Raw genomic sequence first — 17684 nt, 5'->3', positions numbered from 1 at the left:
GGTTCCTTCGCGCCTTCGACAGGCTGAGGGTCGCAAGAGATTGGTAAATTTTTGGTTAACCTTAACAGCGCTTTAGCAAATTGTTCTCTGATAGTGATCTGCTAGCTGACCTTTGAGCAATGCGAGTGACATAAATTTACTCACTACGCTGTCAATCAGCCTGTCGAAATAAAACGAGTGCTCCCGGATGAGACCTCAACTGCGGTTAGGCGTCCGGTCGCAAATGCACCAGTATCAATTGAAATAACACCGTCACCCACGCGGGGAGCGGCAATGATCGTGTGGCCGTGAACCACCCATTGTCCGTCGTTACGCCTGCTTGTTGGAAACTGACGATGCCCCCAAAGGCAGGTCTGTCTGTATTGATTTTCAATTGGGCGGGACGGATCAAGAGCCGCATGAACTGCAGTAATATTACCACTGGTCCAAGTCAGAGGACGCGATTGCAACCAGGTCAGGAGTTCGACTCCCATAGCCTCGCGCAGCCGGTTTGCAACTGCGACGGTTTCGGATTCGTCGAGTGCATGGTTAACGCCGGTTACACCAAAGGACGCCAAGGTTTGCATGCCTCCGTTCCTTAGCCACAGGCGGCAGCTGTATTCGGGTGTGTCCAGGAATTGCAGCAGCATTTCCTCATGGTTTCCCATAAGGCAGGTAATCTGGCGGTTGGTACTCGTGTCGAGGTGATGCAGATGTTGAAGAACCTGCGCGCTTTGATCTCCGCGGTCGATGTAATCCCCGACAAAAACAACTGGGCAGTCAGAATCCAAGCGGTTCAGGAGCGTTTGAAGCAGGTCAAGTCGCCCGTGGATATCGCCGACTGCGTAAAACCGCGCGGCGGGTAAAAGCATGGGGAAATTACCGTCGTTTGGCGCGGCTTTCCTGAACAGATTTTTGATCCAAGTCGGTTTCATTTGTCTCGATCAGTAACCTGCTGTGCGACCAGGGGCAATTGTCTCGTGCTGCCATGCGTGAACAGAGCCTTAATCCAACGAACGAGCAACGCAGGGTTGATTTGCCCTAGTGTGGCGCTCGTTAAATATCAGGAGATTCCCATGCCATCGGCCACCTACAAACTTGCAGCTGGTTGGAGCGCGACCAACCGCCATACCGCCGCTTCCGATCAGGATATACTGCTTAGCAATGTCAGTGGTGCCACTGTTCGTTTAGAGATCACTCAGGAGGACACTACTCCCGCGCTGGATGCCGCGCTTGGCCATCCAGTGCAGCCAGGCAGATCACTAGCGTTGCAAATGAAATCGGGTGAACGTCTGTGGCTGGTGGGCGACAACGCTCAGGCTACCGTTCTGGTTGGTTGAGCTATGAAGCCAGGAGGTAGATTTATTGGCGGCCGGTTCGCATACAGCAGCCGAAACGAGCCCGAGCATGATCCACGAGCGGCATATGCAGTAAACGCCTTACGCCCGGATGTTGTTTCAGATTTCCGGCAGGGCGTATTCGCTGGTGCAAACTCGTCCGGATTTGACAACTTGTTTGCATTTTCACGAGTAACCGGCGGAACTTATACGAATGCATCGGGTGTTCTGTCATGGGCTGCGCCTGGGGAACCGCGCCTGGATCACCGGCTGATGGATGGTCAATGGGTCAGTCACGGATTGCTGTTAGAAAGCGAAGCACGTGAGAATATGTTGCTCCGGTCGGCGGACCTCGGGCATTCGGATTGGACGAAAACCCGGTCTAGCATCGTAGCGGATGATGGTGCGGCACCGGATGGGTCAATGACGGCCAGTCGGCTGGTTAGTACCACCTCCACGTATGATGGGGCCGTCCGGCAATCTGCCAGTTATATGACCGGTCAGCTGCTGAGCTTTTCGATTTATGCAAAAGCGGGTGATCGGGACTATGTGTTCTTGCGCGAACGGACTAATGGCTTTGCAAAAGACAGCTACTTCAACCTTCGGCAAGGCGTTCCGGGAACAGTGAATTCGGTCCACACCGCTGCAATGCATGATGTAGGAAACGGTTGGTTCCGATGTTCCATTACCGTCGAAGCAACACGGACCGCTGCGTCGGATTTTGAGGTCTACAATTCACAGGACGATCTGAATACGGCGTCCTCCCAACCCGGCTTCACCTATATTTGGGGCGCACAACTGGAGATCGGGTCTTCTCCGTCTTCATATATTGCAACGCAGGATGTGCCGGTCGCGCGTGCGGCGGATACGCTGGAATTGCGATCAACGCACGTGGTTGATCCAGTGATCTCAAACGCCGTTTCGCTGGCTGTCGAGGGTGGCGTTGATATTGTTGCGGGCTCAGGGTTGGTCAGAATACTTGATTGGTCAAACGACACCGGTGATCAGATCACGTATCAAGTTTCGGCCGAAGCACCCAACTTTGGTCAAATTGAGTTGATTCAGCGGGCCAATGGTACTGCCACTAGCCTTGCGACGGCGGTCGGAGAAATTGGCCCGAACCGTAAAGCGCCATTTGCCATCGCGTCGCGCCATTCAAGTTCTGAGTTCACCCTATCCGCCGCCGGTACAGTCAGCGCCCCGGGCCTTCCGAACTTGAAGCAGAGCGCTTTAAGTCTGGGGCCCGACATGATGGGGCATATAGCGCTATTGCGCCTGTGGGCCAAAGATATCGGGCCTGTGGGTCTGCAATCGGCCTGACCGCGCCTCAGGCTAGTTCAGGGTGTTGAATTTTATCGACAATGTCCGCTGGCAGAGTTGTGCGCACCTGACGTCCCATTACCTGGATCAGTAGGTGCAACCGCTCTTGCTGATCCAAATTGTCAATGCGCGAAACAAGGCCTGCGAAGGGGCCCGACAAAATACGCACCCGGTCTCCCTGGCTCAGGTGTTCGGCTGTTTGCAGCAAGCCGTTCGGGTCACATCTTGACTGCAAACTTTGCATAAAATCAGTAGGTAATGGGGTGGGTCTGTTCGCGGCATCAGTGATGATCCGCAAAACGCCACGAGTTGCGTTGATGGCCTGCCATCCGAAGGCGTGAGGGTTGAAACGAACAAAAATATATCCGGGAAAAAGCGGCCGCACTTCGGTTTTCAGGCGCCCGCGACGGCGAAAGGTTTCCATCCGTTTGGGCGAGAAACTGTCGAACCCTTGCCGGGTCAGGTTGCGTTCAGCAATCAACTGCATGTTTGGGCGCAGCTGAGCGGCAAACCAGTTTTCCGGATCCGGTTTCGCATCGGCGGGGGAGCGGAATGTCATGCTGATACCTCGTGTTTTCAGAGAATTGTAAGTTTATCCGGCTGTTAATTCAGCACTGATCAGAGTGAGAAGAACGGAACGCTCAGTCAGGGAGTGGTGATGTGTCTGTGGTGTATGGGAAGGCGATGCGGGCACTGACGTGGCTTGTTTTGGCATTGATGTGTTGCCCGCCAATAGCAGCGCGGCCCGGCAATCCGCAGATCGTACATGTTGTAAAAAATGATCTGGGTGGCAGGATCGATCGCCGCGCGGCCTGGGTTGAAACTCTGCGGGCCCGAGGTGATCGGGTCGAAATTCGCGGTCGGGTTTGCTTGTCAGTCTGCACCCTTTTTCTTGGCGCAAGGGAGGTATGTATCGACACAGAAACTGTGTTCGGGTTTCACGGACCAAATCTGTGGGGGCTACCGCTCGATGAAAAAAGCTTTGAATACTGGAGCAACGTGATCGCCGACCATTACAGCCCGGCGCTGCGCCATTGGTATATTGAAGTCGCCCGGCACCGCGTGCACGGATTTTACCGCCTCTCCGGACGTCAGTTGATTGAATTGGGCTACACGCCATGTCAAGACGGCAATTGAGCACTTAATTTCGCCCTGTACTGTTTGTTGCCGAGGGCGAGGATGACGCTCCCGCAGCCGCGGCGACGGCTGCGCCAAGCCCCAATGTCGGGATCAGTAAGCCAACCACATTGGTGGCACCTGGGGTAATCTCAGGGGGCGTGTTTCGTGGCGCACTGGATTGTCGGTCGCAAACAACCCTGAGGCTGCCGTCGCGCTTCCAGCTTGCCCTTTTGATCTTGGCTCCACCACAGGCATCGAGGCTACGAGCCGTATCAATTGCCGCACTGTTTTGCGCCAAGACCGGATTAGCCGGAATGCAGCTGCAAATTGCCAGGATGAGCATTTTGGATCGCATCAGGTCGCCTCAAGAATTTTCTTGAGGTTCACGCGAAATGGTTAACAGTCCCCTAACTCGTCAAATTTTCAGAACTGAACGACGATACCTATTTGAAATAATATATAAAAAATGATCAATGGGTGAAGTTGCGTTCGCAAAAACAACTTTAGCGATTGAAATTTTGTCGTTTGCCTGCCAAGTTTGCGCCATGACTCATGCACAACCAGAAGGCTGACCCAAGTCTCTTCCGGTGCGGTAGCCGTTAATCAGGCAAATTTTCATAAAATGACTCAAAACGACTCGCAGGTTAATGCGCCCTCGATCACTGGCAAACAGCTTCGAGCGGCTCGGGGGGCTTTGAACTGGTCCGTCCGGCGCCTGGCGGAACAATCGGGTGTTGGGGCTGCAACCATCACCCGCTACGAAGCCGTCGACGGAGTACCCCAGTCCCGCAAGTATAACCTGCAAAAATTGCGTAATGTGCTTGAAGATCAAGGCATCCGCTTTGTCAGCGATCGAAGGCTGTCCTATGGATTGCTGTTTGATATTCCGAACGTGCAGAGCTGAGCTAAAGCTCGAGAATTCAATGAAAATCTCTATCGTTACTCCGGTTTTGAACCGGGCCGACACTATCCGGGAAACACTGTGGTCAGTATCAGTACAAACCTATGGCAATATTGAACATGCCGTTCAGGATGGGGGCTCAACGGACGGGTCTCTGGATGTTATAAACAATTGGAACGGGTCTCATCCGGTCCGTGTTCACAGTGTTGCCGACCAAGGGCTGTATGACGCTATGAACAAGGGCATTACCAGATGCTGCGGAGATGTCATTGGACTGCTTGGCTCTGACGACGTGCTCGCCGATCCTAAAGTGGTGGCCGACGTCGCGAATGCGTTTTCGGACGAAACCGTGGATGGCGTTTACGGAGACCTGGATATGATTTCCGGCTCAGGGCGTGTTTTGCGTCACTGGAGGGCAGGTCCTTTCTGGCGCGACCGGATGCGTTGGGGCTGGATGCCACCCCACCCCACCCTGTATCTGCGGCGCAATGTGTTCGAGCGGTTGGGTGTCTATGACACAACGTATCGAATTGCCGGAGATTACGATGCGATGCTGCGGTGGATCTGGGCAGGTGGCATCCGATTGGCTTACGTACCGCGTGTTTTGGTCAAGATGCGTCAGGGTGGCGTCAGTACCGGGTCACTTTCGGGGCTCATTACAAAGACGCACGAGGATTACCGGGCATTGAAGCGGAATAACGTGGGGGGTATTGGCGTGCTCGCAGCCAAAAACCTACGAAAAATCAGTCAGTTCTCGGCCCTGATCGGAGACAGCGGTCATTAAAACCCTGTGGTACCTGCCAATTTCGGTCGCGCTGGTTCTGTGCGTGCCAAACGTGAGTTTCGCCGAACCACAGGTGCAGACGACTTATAACACCTTCGGCTACCCGGGGCTTGTCGAGATGCCAACGGCACTCAGTCGGCCGGACGCCGAGTTGGCCATGAATTTCAGCCACTTTCGCAATACGACACGCACAACATTGACCTTTCAGGCAACGCCGCGCCTTTCGGCCAGTCTGCGATATTCCGCGCTTCGGGACGTAAAGGGGAACACTTCCGGCGCTGCCGTACAGGATGAGGTTTTCGACCGCAGTTTCTCGATCCACTACCGATTTCTAAACGAAACCAGGCGTCGTCCAGCGCTGACAGTTGGATTGAACGATTTCTTGGGAACTGGGATTTATCAGTCGGAGTATGTGGTGGCTTCAAAGACAGTACATCCACGGCTGCGGATTACCATGGGCATGGGATGGGGGCGCCTGGCCGGTGTCGGCGCGTTTCGAAATCCTCTTTCTTACGTGTTTGGAAGTCGGATGGACACTCGGCCGGGACGCGAAGGCGACGAAGGTGGCACCGTTCAGGCGCAAAACTGGTTTCGAGGACCAGCAGCCATGTTCGGTGGGGTGGAATGGCAGGCCAGCGACAGGTGGAAGCTGCTGGCGGAGTATTCGTCGGACGCTTACCCGCAGGAGGACGGAACCGCGTTTGACCGAAAATCCCCGATCAATATCGCCGCGCAATACCGGTTGCGCCCAAATGCGCATGTGGCACTGACGTATCTTTACGGGTCAGAGCTGGGTGTGAACCTGACCTTGGCACTCAACCCCAAAAACCCGCCCTTCGGCGGGTCGCGCGACAATGCGCCGCCTCCAGTAATGGTTCGCGGAAGGAACTCTCAACCAGCGCGAACGACCGGGTTGGGTGTACAGCGCAAACTGGCCGCTGGTTTGCAGAGTGAAGGATTACGTCTGCGCGCACTGAACATTCGCGGCCGAACGGCTCATGTTACTTTTGGGGGTACTTCGCGGACCCGAACCGCGCAGGACATCGGCCGAACGGCTCGGGTGATGACCCGCACTCTGCCGCCTGAAATCGAGCAGTTCCAGATCACTCCGACCGTGAGTGGACTAACACCAACACGCGTTACTCTGCGTCGTTCCGACTTGGAATCATTGGAACATGATCTGGATGGTAGCTGGTCCACCTATGCCCGCGCGCAGATCTCGGAACCAGAGCGTGCAATCTCTGGTCCCAATGCGGCCTTCCCGGTCTGGGACACCGGACTCACGCCATACCTGCAACCTGCGCTCTTCGACCCGGACGAGCCCGTGCGGGTTGACTTCGGCATTCAGGCTTCGGCTCAGGTCGAGGTTGCGCGAGGTCTCATCCTGCGTGGTATCTTGCGGCAGCCTTTGGTGGGCAATCTGGATCAATCCACACGGCAGTCGGATTCAACCCTTCCCCGCGTTCGCAGCGACGGGGCGCTTTATGATGCCGAGGGCAGCCCCGCAATCACCGAACTAACGGCCGCCTATTATTACCAAACCGGTTCAGACCTGTTTGGCCGTGTCACTGCCGGGTATCTGGAGCCGATGTTTGGCGGTCTGTCAGCCGAGCTGCTTTGGTTCCCCTTCAAATCCCGCGCCGCATTCGGGGCCGAATTGAACTATGTGCGGCAACGGGACTTTGACCAGCTGTTTGGCTTTCAGGACTACTCGGTCGCGACAGGGCATGTGTCTGGCTATTGGCAATTGCAGAAAGGCTATCACCTGCAAGTCGACGCCGGACGCTATCTAGCGGGAGATTGGGGCTCGACTGTCACCCTAAACCGTGAATTCAGGAACGGTTGGCGCGTCGGTGCTTTTGCTACCTTCACCAATGCTTCTGCCGCCGAGTTTGGCGAAGGGTCCTATGACAAGGGCATTGTGATCACCATTCCGATCGATTGGCTTTCGGGCACGCCCAGTCGGGATGACTTCACCACTGTTTTGCGTCCGGTTCAGCGCGATGGCGGTGCGCAACTTGAGGTGGCCGGGCGGCTTTACGACACAGTTCGAGGCCTGCGCGAGCAAGACCTGCGAGCGAATTGGGGGCGGTTCTGGCGATGAACCGGGTGTTGGCGCTGTTGTTGCTTGTCGCCTGCGCGCCGCAGAAGGATGATCCACGCACATTGCTGAGTCGTGCGCAGTTGGACGATTTGGGGCAACCGACCTTGCTAGTGGAACTGCTCGAGCTCAAGGTCGCCGCAACGCTTGCCCCGGTAGGAGAGAATGCGGACGTGATCAGCTGGGCCTCGGGCGACAGGGCGTCATTATCTTTTCGACAAGGGGTTTTGGTGGCCACCCGTGGACTCGGTGCCGATCTGATGAGCGCCGATGTGACGGGGACACTGGCCATGCTCGAGGGGGGCGAGAACGGTTACTACATTCGCCTGAATTCTTACCTCGATGGTGAATATCAGACTTCATTTCGAGCGTATCAGTGCAAACGCGGCACCGTCCGGAGCGAAGAAATTATCATCCTTGACCAACCACACTTCACCATGCGGATCGAAGAAATCTGTACGACACCCGGTCGGACCGTGACCAATATCTACTGGGCCGGGTCAGACGGGTTTCTGTGGAAATCCCGGCAATGGGTCAGCGACCTTGCCGGATATGTGTGGACCGAACACCTGGTCCGCTGAGCCACCATATTCAGAGAGCAATATGACCCCAAACATAATCCGCACCCTGACACTGTTACTGCTTGTGCTGAGTCCTGGCGCCTGCGGCGTGACGTATACCAGTCCCCGCGTCTCTAACCAGTTAGACAGCGTCGCTGTTCGCGAGGTCGACCTGACCGCGCAAACGGTTCTGGTGGCCAATCGTTCCAACGCCTACACTCCGCGCCGATTACCGGCATCCTTCTATGACACCGCCGGAACGGGCGCCGCCACCCGGCGGCTTGGTGCCTTACCCCCCCAACCTGACGTGCCGCGGATCGAGCCCCAGCCATTGGAGCTTCGACCGCCGCCTCGGGTCACACCACCGGCCTATCGGTTGGGAGCTGGGGATACTGTCACGCTGAAAAGAGGTGGGCAGCCGGCGATTAGCCAGAGCACGCCTTCCGAGGAGTATACTGTCCGTTCGGACGGATCGATTTCCGTGCCCGACATCGGCACCGTACGCGTAGCAAACCGATCGTTGCGCGATGCTGAGGCTGCTGTCTTCGATGCGTTTGCCGCGCGTCAGATCGACCCGGCATTCTCGCTGGAATTAACCGGGTACAACTCGAAGCGCGTAGCGGTTGGCGGGCTGGTCGCTGCACCTCAGAATGTTGCGATAACCGTTGTGCCTTTGACCCTGAACCAGGCAATCGCCGCTGCCGGTGGACTCACGACACACGACCGCGACTATGGCACGATCAGAATTTACCGAACCGGCGATCTCTATCAGATTCCGATGAAGGATTACCTTCGGCGTCCCGATTTGCAGCAGCTGAACCTGCTCAACGGGGACGCCGTTTTCGTGGATACAAGCTATGATCTGGATCGCGCGCTGGGGTACTACCGCGACCAGATCGATGTGATCAGCCTGAACCGGCAGGCCCGGGCGGATGCCCTGACTGAACTGGACCTCGCGGTTGGTCTGCAACGGGACGAATTGACGGAGTCTCGCACCAACTTCACCACCCGGACCGAGTTGGGGGCAGAGCAGCGCGACTATGTCTACCTGGGTGGAGAGTTCCGCAGCAATGCGCGCCTGCCGCTGCCTTACGGCCAGCATCTTAATCTCGCGGATGCCTTGTTCGGTCAGGGTGGGTTCAGCACCCGAACAGCGGATGCCGCACATATCTATGTACTGCGTAGCTCGCCTAAGCCCGAGGAATTTGGTGCCGTCACTGCATGGCATCTGGATGCCCGCAACCCGGCCGCCCTATCGGTTGCCGCGCGGATGCAATTGCGGCCCAACGACATCGTTTTCATTCAGGAACAACCAATCACGACATGGGGCCGGGCACTGGATCAGTTCCTGCCCTCGCTGGTCAATGCGGGGCTGGATGCGGCAAATGGGTGACCTTTCAATGAGAAACCCCTTGACGTTGCCGGGGGGAACGTATCCCTGATGGCAAGGGTTCCATATGCGTCTGAGGGTTTCATGAAACGGGTTCTGATCACAGGTACGGCCGGATTCATCGGGTTCCATCTGGCAAAGCTGCTGCTGTCCGAAGGGTTCCGTGTGCATGGCTATGACGGGATGACCGACTACTATGACGTCGCCCTGAAACAGCGCCGTCATCAGATGCTGCTTCAATCTCCTGGCTTTACAACGACCGAGGATCTGCTGGAAAACTATGACCGCCTGATACAAGTGGCGGAGGAATTCCAACCTGATGTAATCGTCCATCTGGCCGCTCAGGCTGGGGTCCGCTACAGCCTTGAGCATCCACGCAGCTATATCGACTCGAATATTGTTGGCACTTTCAACGTGATGGAAATTGCCCGGCTGCAAAAGGTGGACCACTTACTGATGGCGTCAACGTCTTCGGTTTATGGCGCAAATGAAGAGATGCCGTTTACTGAGGTCGAAAAGGCGGACACCCAGCTGACCATTTATTCTGCTACCAAAAAGGCGAATGAGGCAATGGGCCACTCCTATGCCCATCTTTGGGATCTGCCGACCACAATGTTCAGGTTCTTTACGGTCTACGGCACCTGGGGTCGGCCTGATCTAGCCCTATACAAATTCGTTGACGCGATACTCGATGACCGCCCGATAGACATCTACAACCATGGTGACATGTATCGGGATTTCACCGATGTGGATGATCTGGTGCGCGGAATTCGACTGCTGATCGATACTCCTCCGGTCCGCCCTGCAAACTCGGAAGAGATTGAAGTGGGAGACAGCCTGTCCCCCGTCGCGCCTTACAGGGTTGTCAATATTGGCAATGGAGACAAAGTTCGCCTGCTGGATTTCATCGATGCCATTGAAGAGGCTGTGGGCAAGAAGGCCATCCGCAACTACATGCCTATGCAAATGGGCGATGTCCCGGCCACCTGGGCCGATACCGATCTTTTGCAACGCCTGACCGGTTACCGCCCGCAGACCGATTTCAAGGATGGCATTGCCCGTTTCGTCGAATGGTTTCGCGACTATCACGGCAAATAATCGAAGCTTTCTTTGGGATTGAATCTCGAGTGATGACGACCCGAGGCACCCTCTGACCGCAAGGGGTGAGGCTTTTTGGGTCGCGCTCGGCCAGTCTGCCTTACTGGTCGGAGGGCTGTTGCTGCTGCGCGTTCAAACTGAATTACTGAGCCCCGAGGCATACGCAAAGTTGGCGCTCGCGATGACATTGTTCAGCTTCGGCCAGGTGGTTGTGTACGGAGGGCTAAACCAATCGATCACGCGCCTATATGCCCTGGCACCGCGTTACGGAGGGCGGAATGCCTATTACATGTGCGCTTGGCGCAAGTTTCAGCGCGTGTCTTGGGTTTGGTCCGTCACTCTGTGTGTATTGGCTCTGGCGGCTTGGGCATTTGACTATTCGGAATGGGCCTGCCTGATCCTGGTCGTTCTGCCCTATTCGTTGCTTAACGGTGTGGTTAGCGCGCTGATCGCGCTTGGAAACGCAGCGCGCGCTCGAATTTTGATTGCGCTGCACCAGGCGGCGGATGCCTTTCTAAAAATTGTGCTGGTTCTACTGGCTGCACGTTTCGTTGGGACAACAGTGCCGGTATTGTTCGCAGCCTACGCTACAAGCAGCCTGTTGGTTTTAGTATCGCTGTCTATCCGGCACGCACCGCGAGGGATTGAGGTAAAATGCGGTAAAGAGCTTACAATAGACCCGGTGTTTTCACGTTTTGCCCGGCCAATTTACACATGGGCGCCATTCACATGGCTTCTGTTGGTGGTGGATCGGTGGGCGTTGCAGAGTTTTGCAGATGCTCACTCGCTGGCTCTTTACGCGGTTGCTGCTCAAATGTCGCTGGCGCCAGCACGTATTGGTATGTCAGCTATCCTGCGCTTCCTGAGCCCACGGTTGTTCGATCAACTCGAACAGGATGAGGCGGCGGCGATTTTCAGGCTCTGGCGAGTGACTTTCTGGGCGCTTGGGTTGACGGGGATAGCCTTTGTCATTGCTGCCCTGTTTCACACTCAAATTGCGCGGTTGCTGGTCGCGCCGGAATACCAGGAAGCTTCGGTTTTCTTGCCATGGCTTGTATTGACCGCTGGTTTCACAGCCAGCGCGGAGCTGATTGCATTGCACCAGTTTGGTGCCATGAATAGTGCCGCGCTGGTGCGCCCGCGCGTTTACACCGCTGTTCTGGGAAGCGCGTTGATCTTACTGGGCGCGTGGCAATTTGGGATTTGGGGCGTTGTCGCTGCGCAAGTTGGCCAATCTGCCTTGTTCCTGAGTTGGGCCATGATCATATCCCATACACTGGGCGTTCGTCCGGCGTGATCACCCTGCCCCAATATCAAATTCCTCTTATCGCAGTGCTGACCGTATTCGTGTTGCACAACGCGCTCAGGCGAAACCTGGTTACGGCCTGCATGTTGGCCACGGTACTTGCCTACTCGGTTTATGTTCTGGCCATCGATGTAACAGGTCAGATCGAACAGGTTCGTGTGTTTGCTCAATTACCACCTGCCTTTGTCACGGCCAATTGCGCAATACTTGGTGCCTTCACCCTGTGCTTTCTGTCAGGCTGGTGGATCGTAACTCGGCTGAGAATTCCAGCCCTTGCGCTCTCCCAATCCGATGGTGGTGTTTTGGGTCCGCTTGTGGCGGGCCTTGCGGTGGTTGCGATCTCTGCGGACGGCTGGTGGTTATTCGCTCCCTATCCTCAGAACAAGGGGCTTTTTCAGATGATCCCTCTGGGCGGTGCAAGTGCTGTGGCCAATCTACTTATTCTGATTGCAGTTAACCGGGCACGTGGAACCGGGCATCACTTTCATCTGGCCCGTACTGCATTCTGGGCGGTTGTTATTCACTATGCTTTAGCCGGGGATCGCGGATCGCTGTTGTTTCTGTTGGTAGGAGCTTACGGGTTTTACCTTGTGGGGATGTCGCGTCTTGGCTGGCGCGCGATGCTTCAGACCGTAATTCTGGCGGCAATACTGCTGGTTGTACTGGATCAGATCTCTTACCTGAGATCTTGGGGTATGCAGGCGCCCTCGACCGAGGGCAGCTTTCTGACCGAGATTGATCTGTTACCGCAGTCCGTCGCGCATATGTTTCATGCGATCACTATCCATTTGTCCGGATACCAGACCTACTGGGGCGGTGCGGCAGAGTTTCTGGTGACATTGTGGGTACAGATTGTGCCGTCAGGTCTTTTGCGCAGCCTTGGCGTTACGTTGTACAACGGCCCGCTTATGTTATCCGATTTTGAAGTGCATGGTGGCGGTTTTTTTGTTCCCGCCGAGTTGTACTTTGCCGGAGGGTTCCCGACTCTGATCCTGATCGCCACCTACTTTGGGGCGTTGGCGGCCTTGCTTGACCAATTGGCGGCGCGGAAGGGCGATACGTTGCTGGTCACGCTCGTTCTGCTTGTGGCAGCTTCCAGCTTTTACACAATGTTTTATGGGGTCCAGGCGGTACACCGGATGCTGACTCTACCGTTAGTCCTGCTGGTTGGACGCTCTGCTTTGCTGGCTCCTTCACGCCGGATGAAGGCGCAAAGCGTTTGGTAGATCGCCCGGTTCAAGACGCCCGAAAAGGTCGGGTGCAATGGCTGGCGCGAGGACTGTCCAGCCACGCTACCCGAACTTATTGCGGGTCGCTGGGCCGCCGTCGTTCAATTGCAATTTGTGGCTATCCGAGGTCTGGAACATCTTGGATTGGGGCAATTCTGGGCGCCTACTATGGGTTGCCCGTGCCTCGGCATTATTCGTGGCCTCAGCTCTATTCACAGGTGCTGCACGGGCACGACCTGCGCCTGGGTGGCTTGAAAAAGGTTTTCTACATCGTGCGCTCACCGTATGAGCTCTTCCCGTCCCTTTTTGTGAAACGCTACGGCATATCAACCCCGGCTCGTCAGGATAGGGACCGGTTCGCCGGATTTCTAAAGGCCGAGCTTTCCAACCCATACGAGTCCCCACACCCTTGGGCGGATCACATCGCCGCTGCTGTCGAGCGATTTGGAACGGATACGATTTTGACCTACACCGCTGATCCAAAGGTAATGGCAAATCAGTTGGCGCGATCAATCGAGCGGTTCGACGGATGTTGCGATCGAGAGCGCCTGTCGGCATTGGCTGCAACCCGTCATTCAGGTCAGAAAGCGCCAACCACTGTTACCTCGGATGCAGCGCGCAAGTTCGACTGGTTCACTACGGACAGCCATACGCTGGTGCAGTCCGAATTACGGCGCTTGAATACACTTTGCCCAGGCGCTGGGTTTGTTGAAAAGTTTCAATTTCAGTGCAAATAAGAACTTCCGCCCCAGCCGCAAAAAATGGCCTCACCGTTTTGCACGCCATCCCCTCAATCGCTTTGCACCACGGCGGCCCCAGCCAGAGCGTTGCGGGCTTGGTCACCGCTATGGCCGAACGCTCCTTGGGGCGGGTCGAATTGATCTGCGGTCAAGACACGCAAGAGCCTTCGATCCAAGGTTTGGCCGCGCGACACACCATTCAATACGCCTTCGGCCGTTTCTGGTGCCCCAAGCCCGGCTCAGTGGCTCGGATGGATCGGGCCATAAAACGCGTAGATGTAGTTCACGTGCATTCATACTGGAACGGGTTCGCGTCGATCATGATCGTGCTGGCACGTCGTGCCGGTAAGCCGGTTGTACTCTCTCCGCGAGGGTCCCTGCAAAAATCGGCGATGGCGCAATCATCACCTGCTGCAAAGGCGGTCTTTTCGAAACTTATCGGTCGTGGGCAACTGGCGACCGTAACCGGCTATCATTTTCAGACACAAGCGGAGGCGCAAACCAGCTTTGGTACCGCCGGTCTACCGTCTGTCATCATAGATAATGGCGTCAATCTACCTGCAAAAGATGCCTCTCGTGCCGAGTTAAGGACAAGGTTATTCGGGCAGGCGGCGCACGACTTGAACCTGGTGTTTTTGGGCCGCATAGCGCAGATCAAAGGGATTGATCTCCAAATTGAGGCTCTGCGTCTGCTACGTAATCAAGGATTCGGTGCTCAATTGCATCTAGTTGGGCCAGATGGCGGTGACCTAGGCCGATTGGTGTCTATTGCCCGAAATCTTGGTGTGGCCGACAGGCTTCACATTCATGGGTCGGTCTATTCTGAAACAAAGCACGATTGGCTGCGAGCAGCGGATGCCGTGCTGATGTCTTCGAAGTTTGAAAACAACTCGAATGCGGCGCTCGAAGCAATGGCCGCAGGCGGCACGTTGATCGGAACAGAGGGTACAATTGCCGATGGGCCAGTAGCAGCTGGCGCTGCGATTAGCGTTCCGCGTGAGGCCGCAGCGCTTGCGCAGGTCTTGTGTCGGCTCCCGATCCCCCTCTTGCGGGAGAATGCGCGTGCCTACATGCGCAACCATCACGACTGGGGTAGCCGGGCACAGCGAATGTTGGATTTTTACGAAAGCCTTTTGTGATTGATATTTCAACAAACCGGAAGGCGCGGAAGTATCCGCGTCGCATTCAAGCGGCCCGCGTGCTGTGGGCTTTCGCTACGCCCCTGTTTCGCCTCAGCCCGCGTCCTTTTTGGGGGTGGCGCCGTTGGCTGTTGCGCAGATTTGGAGCGTCTGTCGGGCGCGACGTCCATGTATTTCCCACCGTTTCGATTACAATGCCTTGGAACCTTACCCTGAGAACGCAATGCGCTGTCGGGGACCGTGCCATCCTTTATGCCTTGGGGCGGATTGACATCGGAGCCAGAGCAACGATCTCTCAAGGTGCCCATCTGTGTGCAGGAACCCATGACCATCGCAGTAGCGACCGGCTTTTGTTGACACCTCCGATCCGGATTGAGTCTGACAGCTGGATCGCGGCGGATGCATTCATCGGGCCGGACGTCTGCGTAGGTAAGGGCAGCATCGTTGGCGCTCGGGCCGTGGTGATGAGGTCGGTACCGGATGGCCAAACCGTGGTCGGCAACCCGGCACGCGCCTTGAACAAATGCTGACCGTAGTCATCCTGACAAAAGACGAAGAACTGCATATCGCACGAGCGATCTCTTCGGTTCAGCCCGTTGCTGATCGGATTGTTGTTGTAGACAGCGGGTCAGCGGACGCAACATGCCGAATTGCCGCCGATCTGGGGGCCGAAGTATTACACAACTCATGGCGCAATTACGCGGAACAATTCAACTGGGTGCTAGATCAGGTGTCAGATCAGTCTGAATGGATTTTGCGATTGGATGCAGATGAGATTATCAGCCCACCGCTTTGTTTGGAGATTGCCCGGCAGCTGCCGGAACTTTCATCAAATGTCGCCGGTGCTTACGTCCCGCGATACATGAACTTCCTGGGCGGCCCTGTACGCCGCGGCGGGCTATTCCCCGTCGAAGTGCTGCGTCTGTTTCGCGCGAGGAAGGGTCGGTGTGAAGCTCGTTGGATGGATGAACATATCAAGGTTCAGGGGGAAACGGTGCGGTTGTCCGGGCATGTTCTGGACGACAACCTCAATCCACTGGGCTGGTGGATCGACAAGCACAACACATATGCCAGTCGCGAAGTGGTAGACCTGATGAACCTACGGCATCAGTTTCTGCCGTATGAGACCATTGCCGCGGCCAAAGGCGCACAGGCCGCGCGCAAACGTTGGATCAAAGAGGTTTTCTATTTGCGCCTTCCCCCGGGTTTCCGCGCGGGGGCCTATTTCCTGTGGCGTTTCATTTTTCAGCTCGGGTTTCTGGATAGCCCGCAGGGGCGCAGATTTCACCTGCTCCAAGGGTTTTGGTACCGTTATCTTGTCGACGCGAAACTACGCGAAGTAGAGGCGTATATGCATGCGCATTCCGTGGACCCGCCCACAGCAATTCACGCGGTGTTGGGCATTGATATCTACAAATGAAAACCGGCGCCCAATTGGCGCCGGTTTTATTTTTTACCCGCCGAAATCGTCGAGCATGATGTCTTCTCGATCCACACCCAGATCCAGCAGCATGTTGATCACTGACTGGTTCATGATTGGCGGGCCGCACATGTAGTATTCGCAATCTTCCGGAGCCGGGTGGTTTTTGAGGTACTCTTCGAACAGGACGTTATGGATGAAGCCGGTATAGCCTTTCCAATCGTCTTCAGGCTGAGCATCCGACAGGGCGACGTGCCATTCGAAATTGTCAAACTCTTCGGCCAGCTGGTCGAAATCCTCGACAAAGAACATCTCTTTCTTGGACCGCGCACCATACCAGAAGCTGATCTTGCGGTTGCGGTTCTCAAGACGCTTGAGCTGATCGAAGATGTGGCTGCGCATCGGTGCCATTCCGGCACCACCGCCGATGAAAACCATCTCTTTGCCAGTCTCGCGGGCGAAGAACTCACCAAACGGACCTGAGATCGTGACCTTGTCACCCGGCTTCAGGTTGAAGATGTAGGATGACATCTGACCCGGTGGGATGCCCTCAGACCCCGGAGGCGGCGATGCAACGCGGACGTTGAGCATGATCATGCCTTTTTCGTCCGGATAGTTCGCCATCGAATAGGCGCGCTCGATCGGTTCGTTCACGATGGATTTGTATTGCCACAGATTGAAGCGATCCCAGTCCTCGCGATACTCCTCTTCCACGTCGAAGTCGGTGTAGCTGAGCTGGTGTGCCGGCGCTTCGATCTGGATATATCCACCAGCGCGGAAGTTCACATCTTCTCCTTCGGGCAGATCCAGCGTGAGGGCCTTGATGAAGGTCGCCACGTTCTCGTTCGAACGAACCGTGCATTCCCATTTCTTGACGCCAAAGACCTCTTCGGGAACTTCGATGTCCATGTCCTGCTTGACCGCCACCTGACAGGACAGGCGGTCACCGCAAGCAGCCTCGCGCTTGGTGATATGGCTTTCTTCGGTCGGCAGGATCGACCCGCCACCGGAATGTACGCGGACCCGGCACTGGGCGCAGGTTCCGCCGCCGCCACAAGCCGATGGAACGAACAGCTTCTCGGCCGCCAGCGTTTGCAGCAGCTTGCCGCCCGCAGGCACGGCGATGGTTTTCTCGCCATTGATGGTGATGTTGACGTTGCCGGTCGAGACAAGCTTGGACCGGGCCGCCATGATGAGCGCCACCAGCGCCAAAACGATCAGGGTGAAAAGGGCAACGCCCAGGGTAAAAGTTTCCATTCGC

At 56.1% G+C, this 17684-nt stretch carries 19 protein-coding genes; 15 read left to right on the top strand and 4 right to left on the bottom strand.

All coding sequences use genetic code 11. The features are described 5' to 3' along the window. Positions 1-155: 155 nt before the first annotated feature. On the bottom strand, positions 156-851 hold the full coding sequence (locus AC2TCY_RS10830) for a metallophosphoesterase family protein (RefSeq protein WP_480847404.1): 696 nt from the start codon (positions 849-851) through the stop codon (positions 156-158). Between the two features lie 204 nt (positions 852-1055). Here AC2TCY_RS10830 and AC2TCY_RS10825 point away from each other — a divergent pair, with 204 nt between their 5' ends. Both AC2TCY_RS10825 and AC2TCY_RS10820 read left to right on the top strand, forming a co-directional pair. Next, positions 1056-1319 carry a hypothetical protein gene (locus AC2TCY_RS10825; protein ID WP_480847403.1) on the top strand — a complete coding sequence of 88 codons (264 nt, stop codon included), beginning with the start codon at positions 1056-1058 and terminating at the stop codon, positions 1317-1319. Between the two features lie 171 nt (positions 1320-1490). Beyond that, positions 1491-2636, top strand: a complete 1146-nt coding sequence (locus tag AC2TCY_RS10820) for a phage head spike fiber domain-containing protein (RefSeq protein WP_480847401.1) — start codon at positions 1491-1493, stop codon at positions 2634-2636. Between the two features lie 7 nt (positions 2637-2643). Here the strand turns inward: AC2TCY_RS10820 and nusG are convergent, their stop codons facing one another. Then, positions 2644-3195: a transcription termination/antitermination protein NusG gene (nusG, locus tag AC2TCY_RS10815; RefSeq protein WP_480847399.1), complete on the bottom strand. Its 552-nt coding sequence runs from the start codon at positions 3193-3195 to the stop codon at positions 2644-2646. Between the two features lie 101 nt (positions 3196-3296). Between nusG and AC2TCY_RS10810 the strand changes: the two genes are divergently transcribed. Next, on the top strand, positions 3297-3773 hold the full coding sequence (locus AC2TCY_RS10810; protein ID WP_480847397.1) for a hypothetical protein: 477 nt from the start codon (positions 3297-3299) through the stop codon (positions 3771-3773). Positions 3774-3777: 4 nt separating this feature from the next. Here AC2TCY_RS10810 and AC2TCY_RS10805 read toward each other — a convergent pair whose 3' ends face one another. Beyond that, a complete protein-coding gene (locus AC2TCY_RS10805; protein WP_480847396.1) occupies positions 3778-4110 on the bottom strand; it encodes a hypothetical protein in 333 nt (110 codons plus the stop codon). Between the two features lie 267 nt (positions 4111-4377). On the opposite strand from AC2TCY_RS10805, the gene AC2TCY_RS10800 reads away from it, so the two are divergent. The 12 genes from AC2TCY_RS10800 to AC2TCY_RS10745 all read left to right on the top strand — a co-directional run bounded on the left by AC2TCY_RS10800 (position 4378) and on the right by AC2TCY_RS10745 (position 16423). Continuing rightward, on the top strand, positions 4378-4659 hold the full coding sequence (locus AC2TCY_RS10800; protein WP_480847395.1) for a helix-turn-helix domain-containing protein: 282 nt from the start codon (positions 4378-4380) through the stop codon (positions 4657-4659). A 19-nt stretch (positions 4660-4678) separates the two neighbouring features. Next, positions 4679-5440 carry a glycosyltransferase family 2 protein gene (locus tag AC2TCY_RS10795; RefSeq protein WP_480847394.1) on the top strand — a complete coding sequence of 254 codons (762 nt, stop codon included), beginning with the start codon at positions 4679-4681 and terminating at the stop codon, positions 5438-5440. A 52-nt stretch (positions 5441-5492) separates the two neighbouring features. Continuing rightward, a complete protein-coding gene (locus AC2TCY_RS10790; RefSeq protein ID WP_480847392.1) occupies positions 5493-7544 on the top strand; it encodes a YjbH domain-containing protein in 2052 nt (683 codons plus the stop codon). Beyond that, the gene (locus AC2TCY_RS10785) at positions 7541-8122 is read left to right on the top strand and encodes a YjbF family lipoprotein (RefSeq protein WP_480847390.1); all 582 of its coding nucleotides are present in this window, start codon (positions 7541-7543) and stop codon (positions 8120-8122) included. The genes AC2TCY_RS10790 and AC2TCY_RS10785 overlap by 4 nt, the downstream gene beginning before the upstream one ends. 22 nt (positions 8123-8144) lie before the next feature. Continuing rightward, complete coding sequence (locus tag AC2TCY_RS10780) at positions 8145-9494, top strand: polysaccharide biosynthesis/export family protein (RefSeq protein WP_480847389.1); 1350 nt, start codon at positions 8145-8147, stop codon at positions 9492-9494. Positions 9495-9575: 81 nt separating this feature from the next. Further along, complete coding sequence (locus AC2TCY_RS10775; protein ID WP_480847387.1) at positions 9576-10589, top strand: NAD-dependent epimerase/dehydratase family protein; 1014 nt, start codon at positions 9576-9578, stop codon at positions 10587-10589. A 118-nt stretch (positions 10590-10707) separates the two neighbouring features. After that, on the top strand, positions 10708-11886 hold the full coding sequence (locus tag AC2TCY_RS10770) for a lipopolysaccharide biosynthesis protein (RefSeq protein WP_480847386.1): 1179 nt from the start codon (positions 10708-10710) through the stop codon (positions 11884-11886). Beyond that, on the top strand, positions 11883-13121 hold the full coding sequence (locus tag AC2TCY_RS10765) for a hypothetical protein (RefSeq protein ID WP_480847385.1): 1239 nt from the start codon (positions 11883-11885) through the stop codon (positions 13119-13121). The genes AC2TCY_RS10770 and AC2TCY_RS10765 overlap by 4 nt, the downstream gene beginning before the upstream one ends. Further along, positions 13115-13861, top strand: a complete 747-nt coding sequence (locus tag AC2TCY_RS10760) for a hypothetical protein (protein ID WP_480847384.1) — start codon at positions 13115-13117, stop codon at positions 13859-13861. The genes AC2TCY_RS10765 and AC2TCY_RS10760 overlap by 7 nt, the downstream gene beginning before the upstream one ends. Then, on the top strand, positions 13852-15003 hold the full coding sequence (locus AC2TCY_RS10755; protein WP_480847382.1) for a glycosyltransferase: 1152 nt from the start codon (positions 13852-13854) through the stop codon (positions 15001-15003). The genes AC2TCY_RS10760 and AC2TCY_RS10755 overlap by 10 nt, the downstream gene beginning before the upstream one ends. After that, the gene (locus AC2TCY_RS10750; RefSeq protein WP_480847381.1) at positions 15000-15533 is read left to right on the top strand and encodes an LbetaH domain-containing protein; all 534 of its coding nucleotides are present in this window, start codon (positions 15000-15002) and stop codon (positions 15531-15533) included. The genes AC2TCY_RS10755 and AC2TCY_RS10750 overlap by 4 nt, the downstream gene beginning before the upstream one ends. Further along, entirely contained in the window at positions 15527-16423 is an 897-nt protein-coding gene (locus AC2TCY_RS10745; RefSeq protein ID WP_480847379.1) for a glycosyltransferase family 2 protein, read from the top strand. The genes AC2TCY_RS10750 and AC2TCY_RS10745 overlap by 7 nt, the downstream gene beginning before the upstream one ends. 33 nt (positions 16424-16456) lie before the next feature. Here the strand turns inward: AC2TCY_RS10745 and nqrF are convergent, their stop codons facing one another. Next, positions 16457-17680, bottom strand: coding sequence for an NADH:ubiquinone reductase (Na(+)-transporting) subunit F (gene nqrF, locus AC2TCY_RS10740; RefSeq protein ID WP_480847378.1), 1224 nt, complete (start codon positions 17678-17680; stop codon positions 16457-16459). Positions 17681-17684 lie beyond the last annotated feature (4 nt).

The sequence above is a fragment of the Ruegeria sp. HKCCD7181 genome (assembly GCF_057221055.1).
Note: the sequence above shows the minus strand (reverse complement) of the source record. Positions and strands in the feature narration are given on the sequence as shown.